The following is a 19,534-nucleotide window of genomic DNA, read 5'->3' on the forward strand; positions in this document are numbered from 1 at the left end:
TCCGATGTCCGGTGCGACGATGCAATTCGTCCCTGGCCCGGAACATCGACCCGGTGATCGATCGGCGATATCATACGCAGGTTTCGGGTGCCTGCGCTGGGCCTTATACTTGGATAGTAGAGTTGTGCCGGCGGTGGCTTAGCCGGGTTGCACCGAATTCGCTGTTGCCGGGCTGGCAATCGTCGTTCAGCTTGGCGGCGTCGACTTGCGACCCGGAGGTTTGCGGAAATACATGCGCGGCGATTTCGCGGCCATAGCTCCGACACGGCGCCTGCACGGCCTCCCGGCGCTGCTGCTTGCTCTGGCGATACTGGCGCTCGACGTCCTCAGCCCGCTCCAGGGCGCCGTAGCGGTTCTTTACACGATCGTCGTGCTTGTCGCCTCGCGCAGTCGGGACCGAGCGCTGACGGTCGCCGCTGCCCTTTTCGGCGCAGCACTGGCGATATTGGGGTATGTCGTCAGCCATTTGCACGAGCCGCTGGGGTCGCCCGCGATGCGGCTCGGCGTCAGCCTTGTCGCGATCGCGATCACGGCGGCGCTCAGTCTGCGCAACTTCGGCGCACTCGAACGTCAGCGCCAAGCCGACCAACGCTATCGAACCCTTTTCGAATCCGCGGGCTTTCCGATGTGGGAAGCCGATTGGTCGGCAATTCATGAACGGCTGCAGCAGGAACATGACCCGCAGCAGCTCGTCGAATTCGCCTCGCGCCATGCGGTGGTCCGTGACCTCAACGATGCGGCGGCGGACCTGTTCGGCGTATCGAGCCGGAATGCGTTGATCGGCGGCACGATCTATGACCATCGCACGCCCGCGTCGCAGAGAACGTTGGGCAACATCATCCGCGGGCTGCGCGAAGGCCAAACTACGATCCGCGAGGAGACCCAGTTCCGCAATCGCGGCGGCGCGCTGGTCGACGTCATCCTGCGCGTCACGCTGCCTCCGGATCACGACGGTTGGAAGCGGGTGCTGGTGATGGCGCTCGACGTGACCCAGCGCAACCTGACGCAGGTGCGGCTCGACCAGGCGCAGGCCGAGCTCGCCCATGTCTCGCGCGTGAACCTGCTGGGACAGCTGTCGGCCTCGATCGCCCATGAGATCAACCAGCCGCTTTCGGCGATCATCACCTATGCCAATTCGGGCAAGCGCTGGCTGTCGCGCGAGGCGCCCGGCGCGATCGAAGTGGCGGACTGCCTCGACCATATCGGTACCAACGGCAAGCGCGCCGCCGACGTGATCGCGCGCATTCGCGACATGAGCCGCAAAGCCGAGCCGCGCTATGAACGCTTTGCGCTGGCACCGCTGATCGACGAGACCGTCGCGCTGCTTAGGCGCGATCTGCAGTCGCATGAGGTCGGGATCGTGATCTCGGCCGAGCCGGGTGCACGCTTCGTCCAGGGTGACCGGGTCCAGATCCAGCAGGTGCTGATGAACCTCATGCTCAATGCCGACCAGTCGATGGCGGCGGCTTCGTCAGGTGGGCGCGAACTGCGGCTGTCGTCCACATGTCACGGCGAGAATGTGGTGATCGAGATTCGCGACACCGGCCCCGGCATTGCCGGCGACCCCGAAGCGCTGTTCGCGTCTTTCTTCACCACCAAGGCCGAGGGCATGGGCATGGGATTGTCGATCTGCCGCGCGATCGTCGAACGGCATGGCGGTCGGCTGACGGCGGAGAACCATGTCGATGGCGGTGCCGTCTTCCGGTTCGGATTGCCGGTCGGTACGAACGAAGGGGATCGAGTATGACGAGCGAAGAGCCCGCCGGATGCGTGTGCATCATCGACGACGATGCCGAGTTGCGCTCGGCGCTTGGCAGCCTGTTCCGCTCGAGCGGTCTCGACGTGGCCCTGTACGAAGGGACGGAGGCATTTCTGGCGGCGGGCGTTCCGTCCACTGCCTGCTGCCTGGTGCTCGACATCCGGCTCGGCGGAGAAAACGGCCTGGATTTTCAGGAGCGCCTGGTCTCCCAGGGCATCGGCATCCCGGTGGTGCTGATGACCGGGCACGGCGATATTCCCATGACGGTGCGCGGCATGCGCGCCGGCGCAGTCGACTTCCTCCCCAAGCCGTTCGGTGACGAGCAGATGCTGGCTGCGGTGGCAGCGGCAATCGAGCGTGATCGCACCAACCGGGCAGCGGCCGCCGGCACCGCAGAACTTCGCAACTGCTATCAGAGTCTCACGCCGCGCGAGCGCGAGGTGATGGCGCTGGTCGTTACCGGCCTGATGAACAAGCAGGTTGCCGGCCGGATGGGCTTGTCCGAAATCACTGTTAAAATCCATCGCGGCAATGTGATGCGGAAAATGGAGGCGCAATCGCTCGCCGATCTGGTGCGCATGGCCGAACAGCTCGGCGTTCGCGACGCCAGCATCCACCGCTTTAGCACCTGAGTATGATGGCGCCGGCCGGCGCGCCGGACCATCTCCTGTTTTCGAGCAGCAAAGCGCTGCATCAGTCGGAGTGCCCGTGTCCGCTTCCCCTCTCCTGATCGCTGTCGTCGATGACGATCCCGATGTGCGGGGAAGCCTCTCCAGCCTGCTGCGTTCGGCGGGATTGGCGAGTCACGGCTTTGCCTGCGGGGAAGCTCTGCTCGCCTGGGACGGCATCAACCTCGCCGCTTGCATCGTCACCGATCTCCACATGCCCGGCATGACCGGGATCGAGTTGCTCCATGCGCTCGCCGGTCGCGGCTGGCGCCGGCCGGCGATCATGATGACGGCCTATCTGACCGCCAAAGCGCGCGAGGAAGCGATCGATGCGGGCGCCGTCGCGGTGTTCGCCAAGCCGGTCGACCCGGATGCCTTTCTCGATGCCGTCGAGCACGCCATCAGCGGGGCTTCGGAGCGACCATAAACTTCCATATGATGGAATGAGCGTGATGCTCGTTGCACTTTCCTGATCACGGCCGGCACGATTTCGTGCCGGCAGAGGATCAGACCCATGCCAGTGAAAGCGACCAAGCACCGTGAATGGAAGCGCCGCTGGCTCGCACTCGCCCTGTGCGGCGCTGCGCTGTTCGCCGGCACGGCGGCACGCGCACAGCAACAGGCTCCGGAAGCGCCGCGAAGTGCCCAGCTGTCGGGCGAGAACGGGGAAACGATCAAGAGCCGCGGGTCCGCGGCGACGCTCGCCCTCACGTACAACAGCGATCTGAACGGTGATGTCGATGGCGGTGACCGGCGCGGCGCCGTCTATCTTCAGCGCATCGGACTGATTGGCGACGCCGACCTCGATCGCGTCGTGGGCTGGCGTGGCGCCATGGCGCACATCAGCCTGCATCTGATCAACGGCACCGGCCTTTCGGGTCGAGTCGGAACGCTCCTTCCCGTCAGCGGGATCGAGGCCGAACCGGCCGCACGATTGTTCAATCTGTGGATCGAACAGAGCTTCGGCGCCGGGACCACAGTGCGCGTGGGCCAGTTCACCGCAGCGCAGGAATTCGCGGTCAGCCCGACGGCGGGACTGTTCATCAATTCGACCTTCGGCTGGCCCGCCAGCTTCGCTACCGACCTGCCGAGCGGGGGCCCGGCCTATCCGTTGGCGGCACCGGGCCTGCGCCTTGCCGCGGCACCTTCCGCCCGAGTGGCGTTCAGGGCCGCGATCTTCGCCGGCGACCCTGCCGGTCCCGGAACCGACGACCCGCAACGGCGCGATCTCCACGGACTGAACGGACTGCGCTTCAAGGGGCGGCCGTTCCTGATCGCCGAGATTGCGCGGAGCGCCGGCGGCACCGATCCGGCATGGACGGTGACGCTTGGCGGATGGCTGCATACCGGCCGGTTCGACGACCTTGCGCGCGACGATCGCGGTGGACTGCTAGCGGCGCCGGGATCCTCCGGCAATCCATTGCTGCATCGTGGCGACAACGCGATCTACGCGATGGCCGATGCACGGCTCTGGAGGTCGGGCACGCGCACGTTGCGTGGCTTCGTGCGTGCATCGGTCAGTCCGGCCGACCGCAATCCGATCGACCGATATCTGGACGCGGGGCTTTCGCTCTCGTCGCCGCTGCGCAGCCGCCCCAATGACACATTCGGCATCGCCTTCGCCATTGCCCGAATTTCCCCGCGTTTACGCGCACTGCGCATCGCGCAGGGTGAAGCGGCCGGTCCGGCGCCGGCCTTGCCGCGCCTCGAGGCGGTGGCCGAGGCAAGTTGGCAGTTCAGCCTGGGCGCGCACTTCTATCTGCAGCCCAATGCGCAGCTGATCCTCCATCCATCCGCCGCGCTGCTGGACGGCCCGATCGCCTCGCCCCTGCCTTCGCACGCGCTCGTGCTTGGATTGCGCACGTCATTCCGCCTCTAGGACTGAAAGGAACCATCATGATCACTTTCCCTGACGACGTCTTCATCGAACCGAGCGATGTCGAGCCAGACCGGAAACTCCATGTCGGCGCCGTCCGAGCTTAGGTAGCAGAGCACCGCGACAGCTAATTGATACCTGCTCCCATCGCTTGCCCATGCTCTTGCTCATTCCCGTAATGCCACGGCATCGTCGCTATGGTTCCCGCTGGCCGCTCCGATACTCTGGATCGTTCACGCGCATCTCAAGTCGTACGAACTTCGCCGCTCGCGGCGCATCGCAGCATGGAACAGGCGCTCACACGGATGGCTGACCGCCGGTGCGGTTGGTCCGTCACCACAGCCGTCGCGGCTGCGCACGCGTCGAGCCTCCCGGCGGCGTCTGCATCACCCGCGACTTAGCTGACGCGGTTCCTTTCGTTGCGCCCTGCTCAGCCCTCGTCCTGCCACCTGCGCAGATCGGTCTGGTCGTGATAGGCCATGCGGTCCGGCGTGGTGATGAATTCCATCGTCGTGCCCCACGGCATGCGGCAGTAGCAGACCTTGTTTCCAGGGCCTTTCTCGGTTGCATAGGGAATGGCGCGCGGCGCGGTGAGGGGGGTGCCTCCCGCCTTCTCGAAGCGCTCGACCGATGCGTCGATATCGTCGGTGTAGAGAGCGAAGTGGGTGATGCCGAAGTCGCTCGCCCGGATCGGCTCGGCTTGCTCGGGGCCGTGCATTTCGAAGAGCTCGATATCGGGTCCGGTCCCGATCTTGACCATCGCCTGCGCGCGCACGACCGTTCCGGGAAAAGCGCCGACGGCGCGCTCGAAGTCGGGTCCTTGCCGCGGCGGGTCCTGCGGGCCGAAGGACTGGTAGATCAGCTGGCCGCCGAACGCTTCCGCCAGGAACGATTTTGCGGCTTCGATGTCGGGCACGGTGATGCCGATATGATTGACGCCGCGAATGACGGGTGCGGTCATGCCAGTATCCTTTGCTGTTATTCGATCCATTGCGAGGCCCGCGACGACGCGGGGCGCCGCGTTTCAATTGGCCCTGAGGAACGCGATCAGCGCGGCTGCGACGTCATCCGGCCGCTCGTCCGCGACATAGTGGCTGCACCGCGCGATCGAGCCGCCCGTCACATCGGTGGCGAACTCCTTGAGCATCGGCACCATCTGCGCACCGAAGCGCTGATCCCCGCCGAGACCGAGCACCGGTATTTCGAGCGGCTGCTTCTTGTACTCGAGCGCGGCCGCATGGTCGGCGGCGAGGGTCCGATACCATTCCATGCCGCCACGCAGGCGGCCGGGAAGCGCCATCGCCTTGGCATAGATCTCGATATCGGCCGGATCGAAGGCGCTGTGATCGTAGAAGCGCTCTGCCATGAAGGTCGCAACATAGTCATATTCACGGCCATGGATCAGGCGCTCGGGTAGGTCCCGGTTCATATGGAAGCTGAAGTGCCAGAGCCCTGCGGTCGTCGCCTCCCATCCTGTCCAGCCGGGAAGCGGAACGTCGAGGACGGCCAGGTGGGTAACCGCTTCCCGATAGAGGACGGCCTGCGGCAAGGCGACCATTCCGCCGATATCATGTCCGCACACGGCGTAGCGTTCATGCCCGAGGGCGAGCATCGCCTCGTGCGCGTCACGCGCCATCGTCGCCTTGTCATAGCCGCCCTGCGGGCAGTCGGAAAAGCCCGCACCGCGCAGATCGATCGCCACCACGCTGAAATGCTCGGCCAGCAGCGGCATCACATGGTGCCATTCCCACCATGTTTCCGGCCAGCCGTGAAGCAGAAGCATCGGCGGGCCCGAACCTCCGGTGACGGCGTTGATCCTGATGCCGTTCACCGGCACCAGCTGCTGGGTAAATCCCGTCAAAGTTGCGATCATATCGCGTTCCAGTCGGATGTTGACGTTCAGACGACCGGCGCTCGGCGCTCGTCGAAATCGGTGGCGATCGTGATGTCGCGCCAGGCGTCGATATCGCGGCGGAAAGCGGCCAGCTTCCGCTCGGCGATCGCGTGTGCGGCCGGGCCGAGCGGCAGGTGGAGCGGGGCGTCATCGGCGTCGACCGCCTGCAGGATCACCGCGACCGCCTTGTCGGGATCGCCCGCCTGATTGCCGTTGTTGGTGTCGCGGTAATGCTTGCGCGAGCTTGCGGCATATTCGGGCATCTCGTTGGCCGCCATCGTGATCGAGCGGCCCAGGAACTCCGTACGAAACGGCCCCGGTTCGACGATCAGCACGCGGATGCCGAACGGCTTCAGCTCGCCGGCGAGGGCCTCGGAGATCCCCTCCACGGCGAACTTGGCGGCGTGGTAATAACCGCCGCCGCCGCGGCCCTCGATGCCCGCGCCGGACGACATGGTGACGATCGTTCCGCCCGAGCGCCGCAGGACCGGCAGCGCGGCTCTGGTGGTTTCGATCAGACCGAAGACGTTCACCTCGAACATCGGCCGATATTCCTCGGGCGTGCCTTCCTCGATCGCGCCGAACAGGGCGTAGCCGGCATTGTTCACGAGCACGTCGAACCCGCCGAAGGTCTCGACCGCTCGTGCCACTGCTGCCTTGGCCGCAGCCGCATCGGTCACGTCGAGTGGCAAGGTGATCATGCGGCCGCCGAAAGGCTCGGCCATCCGCTCGATCGTCCTGGGATCGCGCGCCGTCGCGACGACCTGGTCGCCGCGCTGTGCTGCCGCGAGCGCGAGCCGCTGGCCGAACCCGCTTGAGCAGCCTGTGATGAACCAGGTTTTCATGATTACGCACCTCCAGACGATGGAGGGAATCTAGGTGTTTAGATTTGTTCTTGAACTGACAGATCTGTACTATCGGCGTTCAGTTTTGTGCGAGTGGTTGCGATGGAATGGAGCGACGTCAGGATCTTTCTCGCGATTGCGCGATCCGGCACGCTCGGCGGCGCCGCGCGTTCTCTTCAGACAAGCCATCCTACCGTCGGCAGGCGCCTGCGCGCACTCGAGCAGGCGATGGGGCACGCGCTTTTCCAGCGCACGGCCGACGGGCTGGTTCTGACCGAAGAGGGCCACGGGATCATCGCGCTGGCCGAGCAGATGGAAGAAGGCGCGCTGGCCATGGAGCGCCGGCTCGCGGGGCAGGAGCAGAACCTCAAAGGCAGTCTGCGCATTTCGTCGGCCGACTGGTTCGGGGCCTATGTCCTCCCTCCCATCCTGGCGGATTTCACGAAAGCCTACCCCAATGTCGACGTCGAGATCCTGACCGGCACGCGCCTGTTCAGCCTTGCCCAACGGGAGGCTGACGTCGCTTTTCGCATCGTTCCGTTCGACACGGCCGATGTCGTTCAGCGACGGCTCTTCAGGCTCGAATATGGCGTCTATATCGCCGAGGAGGCCGCCGATCCAAAATATGGCGACGGCACGGGTTTCCGGCTGATCACCCATGACACGTCGACGGGCCATTTCCCCGACATCGAGTGGCTCATCGAGCGTTTTCCCAATGCGAGACCGGTGCTGCGATCGAACAACCGTAACGTCCAGGGGCGCATGTGCAGGCAGGGCGTCGGCATCGCTGTCCTGCCCCGCCTGGTCGGCAATCAGATCCCGGGCATCCGCAGACTGGAACTGCCGGCGCCGCCACCGGCGCGAGACATTTGGATGGGATATCACCGGGACCTACGGCGTCTCAGTCGTCTTCGCGCGTTCATCTCGACGGTATCGGATCATCTCGTGAATGCGACCGCATGATGTGCGGGCCGGCCGAGTGCTCCCAGGATGTGCCTGCGTCTGGCTGCGATGAACGTCAGTCCCGCCCAACTGCGAGAGGTTTTTCGCTTCCAGCAGTCGTCCGGTCACTTCGGCCGCCCGGTCTCACTGAAGTGCTCCAGCATCAGCTCGGTCAGCACGCGCACCTTTCGCGCGAGGTGCTGGCCAGGCGGTCGCACGACAAAGATGCCCACCGACGGCAGATTCCAGTCGGTCATGATGGCCTTCAACCTGCCCGTATCAACGTAAAGGAACGGCCTGCTGACGGTAACCCTGCCGAAGACGGAAGCGGTGAACGAGAATGTCCGCCGCATTGCGATCAATGCAAGGACGAGGCGGACCGTCCCTCCGCCTCGCCGGCGCCATCGCGCGAAGACCGCGCGTCATGGGAGTGGGATGATGCCATCGACCGCGCGCCACTCGGTGGGGCCGATCAGCCGGCCATGGGCAATCCGGACCGAATGGAGCGCGGCCTCGATTTCGCGCCGCCAGTGGTCGAGAAAGTCGAACAGCACGGGGAAATCCGGCGCGAGATCATATTCCTGCCAGACGAACAGCTGGAGAAGCGACGGCGCATCCGGCCTGTAATAATGGATCTCGGCCGTGGTGAGGCCATAGCCCTCCAGCTGCGCGATGAAGGCGCGATCGCTCATTGCAGCGATCGGCCGTCCGTTCGCGGCTCATCGAGCGACCGCATGGCGGCGAGGACCTCGTCGATCGGAACGGCGCGCCTGGCGCCGGGCGGCTTGCGCATTGCCGGCTGGTCCTTCACCGCGGAGCGGTCGGACGCCCAGGAGGCGAGGATAGCACGCTTCACTTCAGGCTCGAGACGCGGATGGCGCGCAACATCAAAAGGATGCAGATAACGGGAAAATGGCTGCGACATGGCCGTGGCTCCTTTCCTTATGTCGCTCCTTTCTCATGCGTGGGCGGAGTACCGCACGCAGCTGACGATTTTGGTGATGACCTGAGTCGCGTCAAGAGTGAAGACGTCGTCGCATGGGGCGGAAACAGGTTCGATTGGCACTCTGGGCAGGTGAGTGCCAAAAAATTTTACGTCCCCTCTTGAACGCAAAAATCTCTTTGCCTAGCTCACGCGCACCTGTCGTTCAGATGAACGGGAGTGACATCACAATCTGTTTTGCATTCGGAGGTTATGCATGCATTTCCGCCCCTTGCACGACCGTGTGGTCGTCCGCCGCATCGAGGCCGAGGAGAAGACCTCGGGCGGCATCATCATCCCCGACACCGCCAAGGAGAAGCCCCAGGAAGGCGAAGTGGTCGCCGTGGGCCCAGGCGTTCGCGACGATAGCGGCAAGCTCCTCGAGCTGTCCGTAAAAGCCGGCGATCGCATCCTGTTTGGCAAATGGTCGGGCACCGAGGTCAAGATCGACGGCGAAGATCTGCTCATCATGAAGGAGAGCGACATCCTCGGCGTGATCGACACTGTCGTGCCTCTGAAGCAGGCCGCCTAGGCGAACCTGTCATCCCTCTAACCATCAGGAAGGAATCGAAGGAAGGAGTAGGCAGATGGCTGCCAAGGAAGTGAAGTTTGCGTCAGACGCGCGTGACCGCATGCTGCGCGGCGTGGATACGCTGGCCAATGCCGTGAAGGTGACGCTCGGTCCCAAGGGCCGCAACGTCGTCATCGAGAAGTCGTTCGGTGCTCCCCGCATCACCAAAGACGGCGTCACCGTTGCCAAGGAAATCGAGCTTGCCGACAAGTTCGAGAATATGGGCGCGCAGATGCTGCGCGAGGTCGCCAACAAGCAGAACGACAAGGCGGGCGACGGCACTACCACCGCCACCGTGCTGGCCCAGGCGATCGTGCGCGAAGGCTCGAAGGCGGTTGCCGCCGGCATGAACCCGATGGACGTCAAGCGCGGCATCGATCTCGCGGTCAACGCGGTCGTCAAGGATCTCGAAAGCCACGCCAAGAAGGTCGGCGCCAACAGCGAGATCGCGCAAGTCGCGACCATCTCCGCCAATGGCGACGAGGAGGTCGGGCGCATCCTGGCCGAGGCGATGGAGAAGGTCGGCAACGAAGGCGTGATCACGGTCGAGGAGGCCAAGAGCCTCGAGACCGAACTCGAGACGGTCGAGGGCATGCAGTTCGACCGTGGCTATCTTTCGCCCTACTTCATCACCAATGCCGAGAAGCTCAAGGTGGAGCTGGATGACCCGTACATCCTGATCCACGAGAAGAAGCTCTCGAACCTGCAGGCGCTCGTTCCCCTTCTTGAGAAGGTCGTCCAATCGGGCCGACCGCTGCTGATCATTGCCGAGGATGTCGAGGGCGAGGCGCTGGCGACGCTGGTCGTCAACAAGCTGCGCGGCGGTCTCAAGATCGCAGCGGTCAAGGCGCCGGGCTTCGGCGATCGCCGCAAGGCGATGCTTGAGGATATCGCGATCCTGACCGGCGGCAACGTCGTCTCCGAGGATCTCGGCATCAAGCTCGAGAATGTCACGGTCGACATGCTCGGCAGCGCCAAGAAGGTCGCGATCGACAAGGACAATACGACTATCATCGATGGCGTCGGGCAGAAATCGGACATCGATGGTCGCGTCGCGCAGCTCCGTCAGCAGATCGAGACCACCACGTCCGACTATGATCGCGAGAAGCTGCAGGAGCGCGTGGCTAAGCTTGCCGGCGGTGTGGCGGTGATCCGCGTCGGCGGCGCGACCGAGGTCGAGGTCAAGGAGAAGAAGGACCGCGTCGACGACGCACTCCACGCCACACGTGCCGCGGTCGAGGAAGGCATCCTGCCGGGCGGCGGCATCGCGCTGCTGCGCGCGATCAAGGCGCTCGACGGCCTCAAGGCGGCTAATGACGACCAGCAGTCCGGTATCGATATCATCCGCCGGGCGCTCCGTGCGCCGACGCGGCAGATCGCCGAGAATGCCGGCGAGGACGGCGCCTATATCGTCGGCAAGCTGCTCGAAAGCTCCGATTATAACTGGGGCTTCAATGCGGCCACTGCCGAATATCAGGATCTTGTCCAGGCGGGCGTGATCGATCCGGCCAAGGTCGTGCGCACAGCGCTGCAGGACGCCGCCTCGGTCGCCTCGCTGCTCATCACGACGGAGGCACTCGTCGCAGAGCTTCCCAAGGAGGAGAAATCCGCGCCGGCGCCGGCGATGGATTATTGATCGGCGGGAGGCCCGGTCTGCCGGGCCTCCCATCTTCTGGCGCTGCGCTATGGCAAGCTTCCCAAATCGCAGGGAACAACGTCCCCCGGATGATAGCCAGCGAACGGCCGATCTCAGCAGCAGAGACCGTCCGCAGAACGATCCCGGAGTGGAAGACGGGCCTCGCAGTGCGATCAAACCACACTCGAACCGTCAGTTGGCAAGCCGGCCGCGATCCATGCGGAGCGTCACCACGAGACCGCTCTCGGCCCAGTCGTAATCGATCGTGCCGCCGAGCTGGCCGGTCACGCTGCGCTCGACAAGCTTGCTCCCGAAACCGGCGCTTTCCACCGGAACGCTGACCTTCGGTCCACCATGTTCCAGCCAGGTGAGGACCAGGTCTCCGCCATCCGCGACGCTGGAGAGGTCGAGCGTGCCAACCGGAGCCGAGAGCGCCCCATATTTCATCGAGTTGGTGGCCAGCTCGTGGATTATGAGGGCAAGACCGGTCGCCGCTCGCTCGCCTACGCCCATGCGTTCAACGGCGACCCGGATCCGGCCCTTGAATGCGCCAAGGTCATCATAGGGGGCCAACAATACGGCCAGCAGATCGCCGAGCAACGCGGCATTGCCCTGGCCGTCGGGAAGCGGCCGCACCAGATCGTGCGCGCGACCGAGCGCTGAGAGGCGTTCGGTCAGCTCATGTGCCAAGTCCTCGACGCTGTCGGCCGATCGCGAGGAGATTGCCGTCAGACCCGAGGCGATCGCGATAAGGTTCTTGACGCGGTGGCTCATCTCGCCGGCTAGGAGTTCGTGGCCTTCTTCAGCCTGTTTTCGCCCCGTTACGTCGAGAAAGATGCCGTACATCGTCCGGCCGACGATGCCGACATCCTCGCCCTGGCCGCGCGCCGCTACCCAGCGGACCGTGTCGCCAATCATGATCCGAAAGTCGGTCTCATAGGGTCCAAGGATCGCGCGGGTGGCACTGAAGGCAGACTGAACACGATCACGGTCCGCCGGGTGAATCCGCGCGGATAGCTGGCCGAAGGTCACTCGGTCGCTGGGTGGCAGTTCCCAGAGCTCGAACCCCAGTTCGTCCATCGCGAAGGCGTCCGTATCGACGTTCCAGGACCACAGCGCGATTCCCGCCGCTTTGATCGCGTGGCGCAATTGGTCAGGTCGCCACTCATGCATATCGGGCGTCCGTGCGGCCAATATCGTTCGTCCAATCGTGAGAGAGACCTCACTCTACACGCTTGCTGCAACGCTGTCCGGGAAAAGATGGACCGGCGCCTCGACGGTGAGACCGCTCGTTGTTTGGATCAGATCGAGCCATATCGGTGGCTTGGCGAAGCCAGCGAGTCATGCAAGGTCGTCTAAAAGTTCCAATTTGCTATGGTTCGATATGATTTCGACCAAGGAATGCCTGCGTCAGGATCATCTGGGCGCGAGGTTTCGGCGCGCGGCCGCAACGACCATCATGACACGGGTCAGAAGCGCATCATCTGAGCCGGCCTCGCAGAGTAGAAGCTCAGCGTGAGCCTCGGCGCCGCTGCCATCGGTCGAGCAGTCGCAATGCCGGCGTTACGGTGACGCCGTGCAACAGGATAGAGGCGAGCACGACACCGCCGATGATCGCCCAAAGCCGGTGCGGGTCGGCGAACGCGCCGCGATTGAGCGCGAAGACGAGATAGTAGATCGAGCCCATCCCGCGAATGCCGAAAAAGGAAATCACCAGCTGCTCGCGCCAGGGCAGCTTCGATCCGACGAGGCTGAGCAGGCCCGCAGCCGGGCGGGCTACCAGCAGGACGCCGGCAACGAACAGCAGCATCGGCCGGTCGAAGCCAGCGAGCAGGCCGCCGAAGGCAATGACGCCGCCGAACAAAACGAGCAGCAACATCATCAGCAATCGCTCCGCTTCTTCAGCGAAGCCATGCAGCCGGTCGTGATAGTCATCGTCGCGATTGGCATTGCGCAGGGCCAGCGCCGAAACGAAGACGGCCAGGAAGCCGAACCCGCCCAGCGTCTCGACCACACCATAGGCGAGCAGCGTAACCGCAAGCGCCACGGAGCCGTCCCCCGTGCGTGATAGGCTCGCGCGCATCGGCAGGTGAAAGGTCAGATAACCGAGACCGCGTCCGATGACGTAGCCCGCGGCGGTTCCAAGAAACGTCTTCCAAAGAAGGTCTCGCCCGAACCATTCGAGCAGGTCGCTGCTCCCGAAAGATGCTGCGCTGAGCGCAATCGCAAGATGGACGAAGGGAAAGGCGAGGCCGTCATTGAGCCCCGCCTCGGAGGTCAAGGCGAAACGTGCTTCGTCCTCTTTCCCTTCACCGGGACCGCCCACCTGGACGTCGCTGGCAAGCACCGGGTCCGTCGGCGCGAGCACGGCGGCGATCAGCAGCGCCGTCGCCGGGCCGGCCCCCACAAGCCCCCATGCCAGGCCCGCGACGACCAGCATGGTGATCGGCATTGCAATGCCCAGCAGACGCCAGGTGAGTGACCAGCGGCGCAGCCCGATCATCCGATCGATCTTCAGGCCCGCACCCATCAGCGAGACGATGACGACGAGTTCGCTCAGCCGCTCCACCACGACCGGGAATTGGAGCGGGTGGACCGCGAAGGGCCTGAGCGGCGGCAGCGCGAACAGCGCAGCGCCCGCTGCCACGCACAGGATCGGCAGGGACAGCGGAGCCTTGCGCAGCAACATCGGCAGCCAAGCCGTCATCAGCACCAGCACACCCAGCCCGGCAAGCAGCAGGACGTAAAACTGGTGCGAGAGCTCCACTGGAGTCCTTTCGCTCCTTGCTTAGCGCATCAGGCCGGCAGCACGCAGGGCATCTTCAATCACGCGTCCAACGCCGCCGGAAGTGAGCTGCGACCGGCGCCGCATTCCGCCGGGCTCGGCGGAAACGGTCATGCTTGGGCTCGTTGGCGCCGCGGACGGCTGCGGTCGTGCAAGCTCGGCTCGGTCCACGGTCTGCGTCGCAGTCAGTCCCCAGAAGCGCGCGATCCGCCGCGTCGAAGAAATCCCGGTGTCGAGCATGTACGGTCCTGGCGTCCCGCAGGCATCGCTGCCGGAGGTGCTGAGCGGAATCCCGTGACCGAGGCCAGCGATGCGATATTCCTCGATAACGTCGCGCCCCTGGGCATCGCGCCACACACGGCGAAGATGGCCTTCGTCTTCCTCGACGGCACTCGGCATGTGCTCAAGCCCGTGGATGGCACGCCATTGTTCGACGATGAGTGCCGAATTTTCGTGGCTCACAGTCGCATCGCGGTCGCCATGCCACACCGATATCGTCGGCCAGGGTCCCTCGTGCGGTGATGCAGCGGCTACGAGCGCGGACAATGCCGCCGCCGGAGGGCCACCATGCGCCCGCATGCGATCGAACGCCTCGGAAATCGACGTGGCCGTGCCATAGGGCAGACCGGCGATGATCGCGCCGCCCGCAAACACGTCCGGATAGGTGGCGAGCATCACCGACGTCATTGCGCCGCCCGCCGAAAGCCCGGTCACGAAGATGCGGGACGGATCGATTCCATGCTCCTCGACCATCGCCGAGACCATCTGGCGGATCGACCGCGCCTCGCCTGCATCGCGCTGCGTGTCGCCCCTGTTGAACCAGTTGAAGCAGAGGTTGGCGTTGTTGCCGCGTTGCTGCTCCGGGTAGAGCAGCGCGAACCCTTGTTCGTCTGCCAGCCGCGACCAGCCCGATCCATGATCATATCCGGCGGCATCCTGGGTGCAGCCGTGCAGTACGACCACCAAGGCTGTCGATGCATGCCGAGTGCGGGGAAGGTAGAAACGGCCGCGAAGCGCACCGGGATTGGACCCGAATACCGCGAGATCAGACAGCCGGTCTTCGGCAACGGTCCCTGTTACGCCGCGCGAGGCATGGTCCCGCAATCGGGAAAGACGGCTGAGCGTGTCGTTCAAGCTTCGCATGCGGCTTTCTCCTGCCATGGCGGAAGCCCTGACACGCAGACCAATCTAATCGAATTGCTGCGTTGCACAATGCCGGGCCGGACGGGGCAAATGGCAAGGATGCAGATGAATTATCCGCGCACTCGGGAAATGGGGCTGGTGCTACCGGACTGCCGTACCCATATAGCGTCAATCGCACCGTCCGTCTCGAGCCTGGTTGCGACTGAGAGTTCTTCATGCTCCCGCTCTGACGCGGAGCCTCTCATGCGCTGTACCCCACATATGAGCTTTGCCCGGCCTGCGCCGCGCATCGCTGTCGCTCGCAAGCCGACTGCCGACACGCAGAAGGCGGCGCATGCGCAGTTTCGCAACCCAGCACCCGTAGGTGGCGGACGTTCGCTCCTGCCACTTTCGGGGGCGCCGATCATCTGCACCAGGGTCCAGGCAGGCCCGTATCCAAGGAAATGACGACATGGCCAAGGGACAACAGCGGGGCAACCGCGAAGCGCGAAAACCGAAGAAGCCGGAACCCCCCAAGCAGAACGCTTCCAATCCGTCGCTGAAAGGAACGCCGACGGCGCAACAGTCCAAAAAGGATTGATTGCTCTTTCGCGGAAAGGCCGCGGCGGCCGCGCCCACCCAATGTACACGACGTGCCCACCGCGTAGCAGAAGATTCCAGTCGTGCTGTTGCAGGACGCAACATCCGGCAGAAAATCGATGCTCCGGGTGAGCATGAGCTGCTCGTGGGGGCGGAGGTCTGCAGCTGCCCCGACATGGCTGCAAGGTGGGGCGTCCTTTTGCTCCATCGCGCGACCGCCTCAGCTGCATCGGCTTCCATGTCGTAGCCAGGCCTGCCGCCCGGGCCGGCTTTGTAGAGAGGACGGCCGTTGCGAAACGACGGAAGCTCGTCTCAAAGGCTTCGGCCGGCGAGCCAGAGCGCAACGTTGCGCGCATAGAGCTGCGTCGATCGGCGCGCCTCGGGCGTGCGGGGTAGCGCATCGCCTGGCGGCTCGCTCACGAAGCTCGGGGCGCCGGCGGCCGGGTCCCAGTTGTAATCTGCGAAATGGTGGAAGGTAGACTGGGCGATTGCCGGCCCTCCGGCCTCCGACGGCTCGAACGCCACGGCGATATTGAAGCTGCGGCCGGTAACGCTGCTCTTGCCGGCGGCGATCACCCGTGCGCTCGGATCGTCGGGCGGGGCACCGACGGCGCCTTCATGAGGATGGGCGGGCAAATAGCGTAGCATGCCACCCTCGTCTTCCGGGTCCGCGAAGACGGGATGGAGCGGCCCGACGATCTCGATCTCCTGGAAATCGCCATTCGCTCCCGAATGATAATTCGGCCACAAAATCGTCGGTGTCTCGCTGTCGTCGATGCAATGACGCTCGGGGTCGGGTTCCTGATTCGTGGAATGGAAATAATGGGCGGCGCCGACTCCACCCAGCGAGCAGACCGATGAGCCAAGATCCATATGGTCGCGGGTCACCATCAGCCCGCCGCGATTCTTGCGGAAGCGCGAGATGGCCGCGCAATCTTCGGTGTCGAGACCGGTTCCGGTATCGACGGCGAACAGCCAGAGCTGATCATAGTCCGACTTGTCGATGGTCGAGAGCACAGCGTCGGGCCCGGACGCGGTTTCCCGATCGCGGGCGGTGACCAAGATCATCGGCGCCCCGTTCGAATCCCTGAGCCCGGCGAGCGTGTCGCGAAGCATCGAGAAGCGGCCGATATGCCAGTCGTCCTCGATCGGCACTATGGTGGTCTGCAGAAGGATGCGGATTGGTGCGGCCATGATTGCCTCTCCTTTCCCGATCGAGTCGTCAGAACGACTGCGCCCTCGGCGCGCGCTGCACAAGCTTAATCGGCCATGGGCCGACGATCGCCTCGCTGACTGGGCAAAATGCGCGCGAGGCAGCCCCCACTTCCATTCGACAAACCGGGTCATGAGCGCGATGATCTCATTGCGATAAAGGAACGATCCCGAGGATCCGGCGGTTGAATCCGCATCGTTCAGGGGAGGTTCCGTATATGAAATGGATAGGTGTCGCTTCAGCTCTTGGTATTGCGACACTGGCCGCATGCTCGTCTCCCTCCGAACAGTCGGGCAGCGAGACGGCGAAGTCTCCAGATACTTCGCAGGATTCCGTGCAAGGCAATTCGACGAACGGCGCGATCGTGTCCGACAAGGCCCGCCGCATCGCGCTCGATACACAGGGTATTGCTCCGGTCGGGTTGACGGTCCGCGTGAAAGGCATTGAGATCGGCACGGATGCCACCATCCTCGATGTCAGCGCCTCCTATGGCGGAACGGACACGAACAACGTCCCGCTCGCTTCCGATCCTACCTATCTTCAGGACGAGCAGGGCAACAAGCTGATGCTCAAGCCCCCGAAGGACAATCCGCGGCTTCACATCCTGCGCGGTCAGCAGATGGACGGCCAACTCGTATTCCTTGGCGCGGTCCCCGCGGGTGCCAAGGCGCTGACTCTTGTCATCAACAATAATAATGCGGGAGACGATCTGGTCGCGCCCGGCCTGTCCATCCCGCTCAAACTGGACAGCGCTGCGCGGTGAGGCGGATGGCGAGGCTATATGCGCCCGTCCAGTTCACCGCTGCGGGTCTTGTCCTGCTGACGGGCTGCAACGGGCCATCCCAGCCGCGCAGCCTCAAGGAGGCGGACAGCCGCATGACGGTGCGTGTCGATGTGCCGGAGAGCCGGATGACGCTCGTGGACGGGCCTGGCGATGGTGCCGGTGCCGAACCGGAAAGCCGCTTTGCACCCGCCGGCGAGCAGACGATCTTCCGGGAAGCGGAGATAGCGCCGGATCGCCTGGCGGAAACCCGGTCCTTGTTGACCGATCTGGCCGCCCGCCAGGGACCGGACAAATCCATCCGCTTCGATCTTCCCGCCGACATATTGTTCGATTTCGACAAAGCGACGCTCCGCCCCGATGCGACTGCATCGCTTGAGAAGGCAGCCCGGCTGATCGCCAGCTACCCAGATGCGCCATTGTCGGTGGCGGGGCATACCGACGCCAAGGGCGACGACGCCTATAATGATGCGCTGTCCAACCGGCGCGCGACGGCAGTCGCCGCGTGGCTCAGGGATCGGACCGGCCGTGCTGTCGCCGCGCGCGGTTATGGCGAACGCGAGCCTGTTGCACCCAACAGCCGCCCGGACGGCAGCGACGATCCTGATGGTCGCCAGCGTAACCGCCGGGTTGAGATCATCATCCAGCCGGAGCGGAATTGATGGGGAAAGCTGGCCTGCGCAGAGTGTTTCTGACCGCCGCCTGTTTCATGCCGGTGCTCGCCTGCTCACCGTCCTCGCCGGATGAGAGCGGTTTCGCGTCGGGCGAAGAGGACACGGTTCCCCGCCTCGATCCGGGCGAGGCTCGGTCGATCTTGCAGCGCTGGTTCGACACGCATCTGCAATGCACGCCTTTCTTCGCGATGCCCTGGGATTTGCCGGTCGATGCCACCTATAGCCGCAAGCGTGCGCAGGCGTTCATCGACGCGGGGCTTCTGCGGTTCGAGGGTGAGCAGATGATCCCCGATCCCAATTCCGGTTCCGGCCGGCGACAGGTAGCCCGATACGGGCCGACGCCGGAGGGCGCGAAACAGTTCCGACCGGGCGCGGGCGATCTCAAGGACATGCCGGTAACGCTCTGTTACGGGCGACCCGTGATCAGCGATGTCGAAATTGGTACCGTCGATGACATGATGCGGCAGGTGGACGTCACTTATCGCTATCGCCTCGCCAACATTCCAACATGGGCGCGCGCGCCGTCACTTCAGGCTTTCTATCCCGGCTTCAAGGACTGGCTCGCCCGCGAAGAGGACGCACGTCAGACCTTCCGCTACAAGGATGGCTCCTGGGCGCTTGAACAGGATCCCTCGCCCGCGCGATTCGATCTTCGACAACTGGCGCATTGAACGAGCGTCAGCAGCTCTGTCGATAAACCCAGGCCGGCAGAAGGTGCTAGCCCGGCTGAGAAGCGCAGGCCGGCATCGGCGCACCCTCGCCTCGCCGGAAATGGTGGTCGGGCAGCATGCGATCGCCCTCACTGACGCCTGGGATTTCAGGGAAATCAACAACAAGCCGCTCGACCTCGACGTGGATCACCCGATCCACATCGTGACGGGCACACACATCGCGCAGCCCTGCCCGTTCCTGCTGACCAAGGCGCATTACTCTCCAGGCCGCCTGCTCCAGGCACAGCCCCGACGCGGCAAGTCAGATGGAGCGTGATCGACCTTGAGCTGGCGCGCTACGACGACATTGCGAGCATATCGATTAGAGCGGGTTGCGAACGGACGGAATCGAGGAGATTCCGTGAGGGTTGGAAATATGATTCAAGCTGCTGGCTGGGCAGGAGGCCGGCAGAGGATGACGCGAGCCTATTCACAGGATTTGCGCGACCGCGTGATATTGGCGGTTGAAGGAGAGG

At 64.2% G+C, this 19,534-nt stretch carries 22 protein-coding genes; 12 read left to right on the forward strand and 10 right to left on the reverse strand.

Going from position 1 to position 19,534, the window contains the following annotated elements:
- Positions 1-232: 232 nt before the first annotated feature.
- The 4 genes from GQY20_RS26195 to GQY20_RS26210 all read left to right on the forward strand — a co-directional run bounded on the left by GQY20_RS26195 (position 233) and on the right by GQY20_RS26210 (position 4,306).
- Positions 233-1,747, forward strand: a complete 1,515-nt coding sequence (locus tag GQY20_RS26195; RefSeq protein ID WP_157220112.1) for a sensor histidine kinase — start codon at positions 233-235, stop codon at positions 1,745-1,747.
- Complete coding sequence (locus GQY20_RS26200) at positions 1,744-2,391, forward strand: response regulator transcription factor (RefSeq protein WP_157220113.1); 648 nt, start codon at positions 1,744-1,746, stop codon at positions 2,389-2,391. The genes GQY20_RS26195 and GQY20_RS26200 overlap by 4 nt, the downstream gene beginning before the upstream one ends.
- A gap of 76 nt (positions 2,392-2,467) precedes the next feature.
- Positions 2,468-2,854 carry a response regulator transcription factor gene (locus GQY20_RS26205; RefSeq protein WP_157220114.1) on the forward strand — a complete coding sequence of 129 codons (387 nt, stop codon included), beginning with the start codon at positions 2,468-2,470 and terminating at the stop codon, positions 2,852-2,854.
- A gap of 87 nt (positions 2,855-2,941) precedes the next feature.
- Positions 2,942-4,306, forward strand: coding sequence for a carbohydrate porin (locus GQY20_RS26210; protein WP_157220115.1), 1,365 nt, complete (start codon positions 2,942-2,944; stop codon positions 4,304-4,306).
- A 427-nt stretch (positions 4,307-4,733) separates the two neighbouring features.
- Here the strand turns inward: GQY20_RS26210 and GQY20_RS26215 are convergent, their stop codons facing one another.
- The 3 genes from GQY20_RS26215 to GQY20_RS26225 form a co-directional block, all read right to left on the reverse strand.
- Positions 4,734-5,264, reverse strand: coding sequence for a VOC family protein (locus GQY20_RS26215; protein WP_157220116.1), 531 nt, complete (start codon positions 5,262-5,264; stop codon positions 4,734-4,736).
- Positions 5,265-5,327: 63 nt separating this feature from the next.
- Positions 5,328-6,176 (reverse strand): alpha/beta fold hydrolase, encoded by an 849-nt coding sequence (locus tag GQY20_RS26220; protein ID WP_157220117.1) that lies wholly within the window; start codon positions 6,174-6,176, stop codon positions 5,328-5,330.
- 26 nt (positions 6,177-6,202) lie between these two features.
- Positions 6,203-7,042, reverse strand: a complete 840-nt coding sequence (locus GQY20_RS26225; RefSeq protein WP_157220118.1) for an oxidoreductase — start codon at positions 7,040-7,042, stop codon at positions 6,203-6,205.
- A 102-nt stretch (positions 7,043-7,144) separates the two neighbouring features.
- On the opposite strand from GQY20_RS26225, the gene GQY20_RS26230 reads away from it, so the two are divergent.
- Positions 7,145-8,005 carry a LysR family transcriptional regulator gene (locus GQY20_RS26230; protein ID WP_157220119.1) on the forward strand — a complete coding sequence of 287 codons (861 nt, stop codon included), beginning with the start codon at positions 7,145-7,147 and terminating at the stop codon, positions 8,003-8,005.
- A gap of 104 nt (positions 8,006-8,109) precedes the next feature.
- Here GQY20_RS26230 and GQY20_RS32875 read toward each other — a convergent pair whose 3' ends face one another.
- The 3 genes from GQY20_RS32875 to GQY20_RS26240 form a co-directional block, all read right to left on the reverse strand.
- Positions 8,110-8,241, reverse strand: coding sequence for a hypothetical protein (locus tag GQY20_RS32875; protein WP_269769783.1), 132 nt, complete (start codon positions 8,239-8,241; stop codon positions 8,110-8,112).
- Between the two features lie 165 nt (positions 8,242-8,406).
- Entirely contained in the window at positions 8,407-8,676 is a 270-nt protein-coding gene (locus tag GQY20_RS26235) for an usg protein (RefSeq protein WP_157220120.1), read from the reverse strand.
- Entirely contained in the window at positions 8,673-8,909 is a 237-nt protein-coding gene (locus GQY20_RS26240; protein ID WP_157220121.1) for a hypothetical protein, read from the reverse strand. The genes GQY20_RS26235 and GQY20_RS26240 overlap by 4 nt, the downstream gene beginning before the upstream one ends.
- 274 nt (positions 8,910-9,183) lie before the next feature.
- Between GQY20_RS26240 and groES the strand changes: the two genes are divergently transcribed.
- Positions 9,184-9,498 carry a co-chaperone GroES gene (gene groES / locus GQY20_RS26245; RefSeq protein ID WP_157220122.1) on the forward strand — a complete coding sequence of 105 codons (315 nt, stop codon included), beginning with the start codon at positions 9,184-9,186 and terminating at the stop codon, positions 9,496-9,498.
- 55 nt (positions 9,499-9,553) lie between these two features.
- Complete coding sequence (gene groL, locus GQY20_RS26250) at positions 9,554-11,173, forward strand: chaperonin GroEL (RefSeq protein WP_157220123.1); 1,620 nt, start codon at positions 9,554-9,556, stop codon at positions 11,171-11,173.
- Between the two features lie 192 nt (positions 11,174-11,365).
- On the opposite strand, the gene GQY20_RS26255 is transcribed toward groL, so the two are convergent.
- From GQY20_RS26255 to GQY20_RS26265, 3 genes are all read right to left on the reverse strand, one after another.
- A complete protein-coding gene (locus tag GQY20_RS26255) occupies positions 11,366-12,346 on the reverse strand; it encodes a sensor histidine kinase (protein ID WP_157220124.1) in 981 nt (326 codons plus the stop codon).
- Between the two features lie 337 nt (positions 12,347-12,683).
- Positions 12,684-13,940: a cation:proton antiporter gene (locus GQY20_RS26260; protein ID WP_157220125.1), complete on the reverse strand. Its 1,257-nt coding sequence runs from the start codon at positions 13,938-13,940 to the stop codon at positions 12,684-12,686.
- Between the two features lie 21 nt (positions 13,941-13,961).
- Entirely contained in the window at positions 13,962-15,101 is a 1,140-nt protein-coding gene (locus GQY20_RS26265; RefSeq protein WP_157220126.1) for an extracellular catalytic domain type 1 short-chain-length polyhydroxyalkanoate depolymerase, read from the reverse strand.
- Positions 15,102-15,552: 451 nt separating this feature from the next.
- Between GQY20_RS26265 and GQY20_RS32880 the strand changes: the two genes are divergently transcribed.
- Positions 15,553-15,681, forward strand: a complete 129-nt coding sequence (locus tag GQY20_RS32880; RefSeq protein WP_269769784.1) for a hypothetical protein — start codon at positions 15,553-15,555, stop codon at positions 15,679-15,681.
- A gap of 311 nt (positions 15,682-15,992) precedes the next feature.
- On the opposite strand, the gene GQY20_RS26270 is transcribed toward GQY20_RS32880, so the two are convergent.
- Positions 15,993-16,874 carry a hypothetical protein gene (locus GQY20_RS26270; protein ID WP_157220127.1) on the reverse strand — a complete coding sequence of 294 codons (882 nt, stop codon included), beginning with the start codon at positions 16,872-16,874 and terminating at the stop codon, positions 15,993-15,995.
- A gap of 203 nt (positions 16,875-17,077) precedes the next feature.
- Between GQY20_RS26270 and GQY20_RS26275 the strand changes: the two genes are divergently transcribed.
- Genes GQY20_RS26275 through GQY20_RS32685 form a run of 4 tightly spaced genes read left to right on the forward strand, consistent with a single transcriptional unit; the run spans position 17,078 to position 19,335 of the window.
- Positions 17,078-17,656, forward strand: coding sequence for a hypothetical protein (locus GQY20_RS26275; protein WP_157220128.1), 579 nt, complete (start codon positions 17,078-17,080; stop codon positions 17,654-17,656).
- Positions 17,657-17,661: 5 nt separating this feature from the next.
- Positions 17,662-18,336 (forward strand): OmpA family protein, encoded by a 675-nt coding sequence (locus tag GQY20_RS26280; protein WP_157220129.1) that lies wholly within the window; start codon positions 17,662-17,664, stop codon positions 18,334-18,336.
- Positions 18,336-19,019, forward strand: a complete 684-nt coding sequence (locus GQY20_RS26285; RefSeq protein WP_157220130.1) for a hypothetical protein — start codon at positions 18,336-18,338, stop codon at positions 19,017-19,019. The genes GQY20_RS26280 and GQY20_RS26285 overlap by 1 nt, the downstream gene beginning before the upstream one ends.
- The gene (locus tag GQY20_RS32685) at positions 18,967-19,335 is read left to right on the forward strand and encodes an RNA repair transcriptional activator RtcR family protein (RefSeq protein ID WP_232476259.1); all 369 of its coding nucleotides are present in this window, start codon (positions 18,967-18,969) and stop codon (positions 19,333-19,335) included. Before GQY20_RS26285 ends, GQY20_RS32685 begins: the two co-directional genes overlap by 53 nt.
- The last annotated feature ends 199 nt before the right edge of the window (positions 19,336-19,534 follow it).

This window comes from Flavisphingomonas formosensis (genome assembly GCF_009755815.1).
Lineage (GTDB): Bacteria > Pseudomonadota > Alphaproteobacteria > Sphingomonadales > Sphingomonadaceae > Flavisphingomonas > Flavisphingomonas formosensis.

What these genes read in the sequence shown, in the direction of transcription:
- GQY20_RS26195 (WP_157220112.1), top strand. Translation starts at nt 233, where the DNA reads ATGCGCGGCGATTTCGCGGCCATAGCTCCGACACGGCGCCTGCACGGC.
- GQY20_RS26200 (WP_157220113.1), top strand. Translation starts at nt 1,744, where the DNA reads ATGACGAGCGAAGAGCCCGCCGGATGCGTGTGCATCATCGACGACGAT.
- GQY20_RS26210 (WP_157220115.1), top strand. Translation starts at nt 2,942, where the DNA reads ATGCCAGTGAAAGCGACCAAGCACCGTGAATGGAAGCGCCGCTGGCTC.
- GQY20_RS26215 (WP_157220116.1), bottom strand. Translation starts at nt 5,264, where the DNA reads ATGACCGCACCCGTCATTCGCGGCGTCAATCATATCGGCATCACCGTG.
- GQY20_RS26220 (WP_157220117.1), bottom strand. Translation starts at nt 6,176, where the DNA reads ATGATCGCAACTTTGACGGGATTTACCCAGCAGCTGGTGCCGGTGAAC.
- GQY20_RS26225 (WP_157220118.1), bottom strand. Translation starts at nt 7,042, where the DNA reads ATGAAAACCTGGTTCATCACAGGCTGCTCAAGCGGGTTCGGCCAGCGG.
- GQY20_RS26230 (WP_157220119.1), top strand. Translation starts at nt 7,145, where the DNA reads ATGGAATGGAGCGACGTCAGGATCTTTCTCGCGATTGCGCGATCCGGC.
- GQY20_RS32875 (WP_269769783.1), bottom strand. Translation starts at nt 8,241, where the DNA reads ATGACCGACTGGAATCTGCCGTCGGTGGGCATCTTTGTCGTGCGACCG.
- GQY20_RS26235 (WP_157220120.1), bottom strand. Translation starts at nt 8,676, where the DNA reads ATGAGCGATCGCGCCTTCATCGCGCAGCTGGAGGGCTATGGCCTCACC.
- GQY20_RS26240 (WP_157220121.1), bottom strand. Translation starts at nt 8,909, where the DNA reads ATGTCGCAGCCATTTTCCCGTTATCTGCATCCTTTTGATGTTGCGCGC.
- groES (WP_157220122.1), top strand. Translation starts at nt 9,184, where the DNA reads ATGCATTTCCGCCCCTTGCACGACCGTGTGGTCGTCCGCCGCATCGAG.
- groL (WP_157220123.1), top strand. Translation starts at nt 9,554, where the DNA reads ATGGCTGCCAAGGAAGTGAAGTTTGCGTCAGACGCGCGTGACCGCATG.
- GQY20_RS26255 (WP_157220124.1), bottom strand. Translation starts at nt 12,346, where the DNA reads ATGCATGAGTGGCGACCTGACCAATTGCGCCACGCGATCAAAGCGGCG.
- GQY20_RS26265 (WP_157220126.1), bottom strand. Translation starts at nt 15,101, where the DNA reads ATGCGAAGCTTGAACGACACGCTCAGCCGTCTTTCCCGATTGCGGGAC.
- GQY20_RS32880 (WP_269769784.1), top strand. Translation starts at nt 15,553, where the DNA reads ATGGCCAAGGGACAACAGCGGGGCAACCGCGAAGCGCGAAAACCGAAG.
- GQY20_RS26270 (WP_157220127.1), bottom strand. Translation starts at nt 16,874, where the DNA reads ATGGCCGCACCAATCCGCATCCTTCTGCAGACCACCATAGTGCCGATC.
- GQY20_RS26280 (WP_157220129.1), top strand. Translation starts at nt 17,662, where the DNA reads ATGGCGAGGCTATATGCGCCCGTCCAGTTCACCGCTGCGGGTCTTGTC.
- GQY20_RS26285 (WP_157220130.1), top strand. Translation starts at nt 18,336, where the DNA reads ATGGGGAAAGCTGGCCTGCGCAGAGTGTTTCTGACCGCCGCCTGTTTC.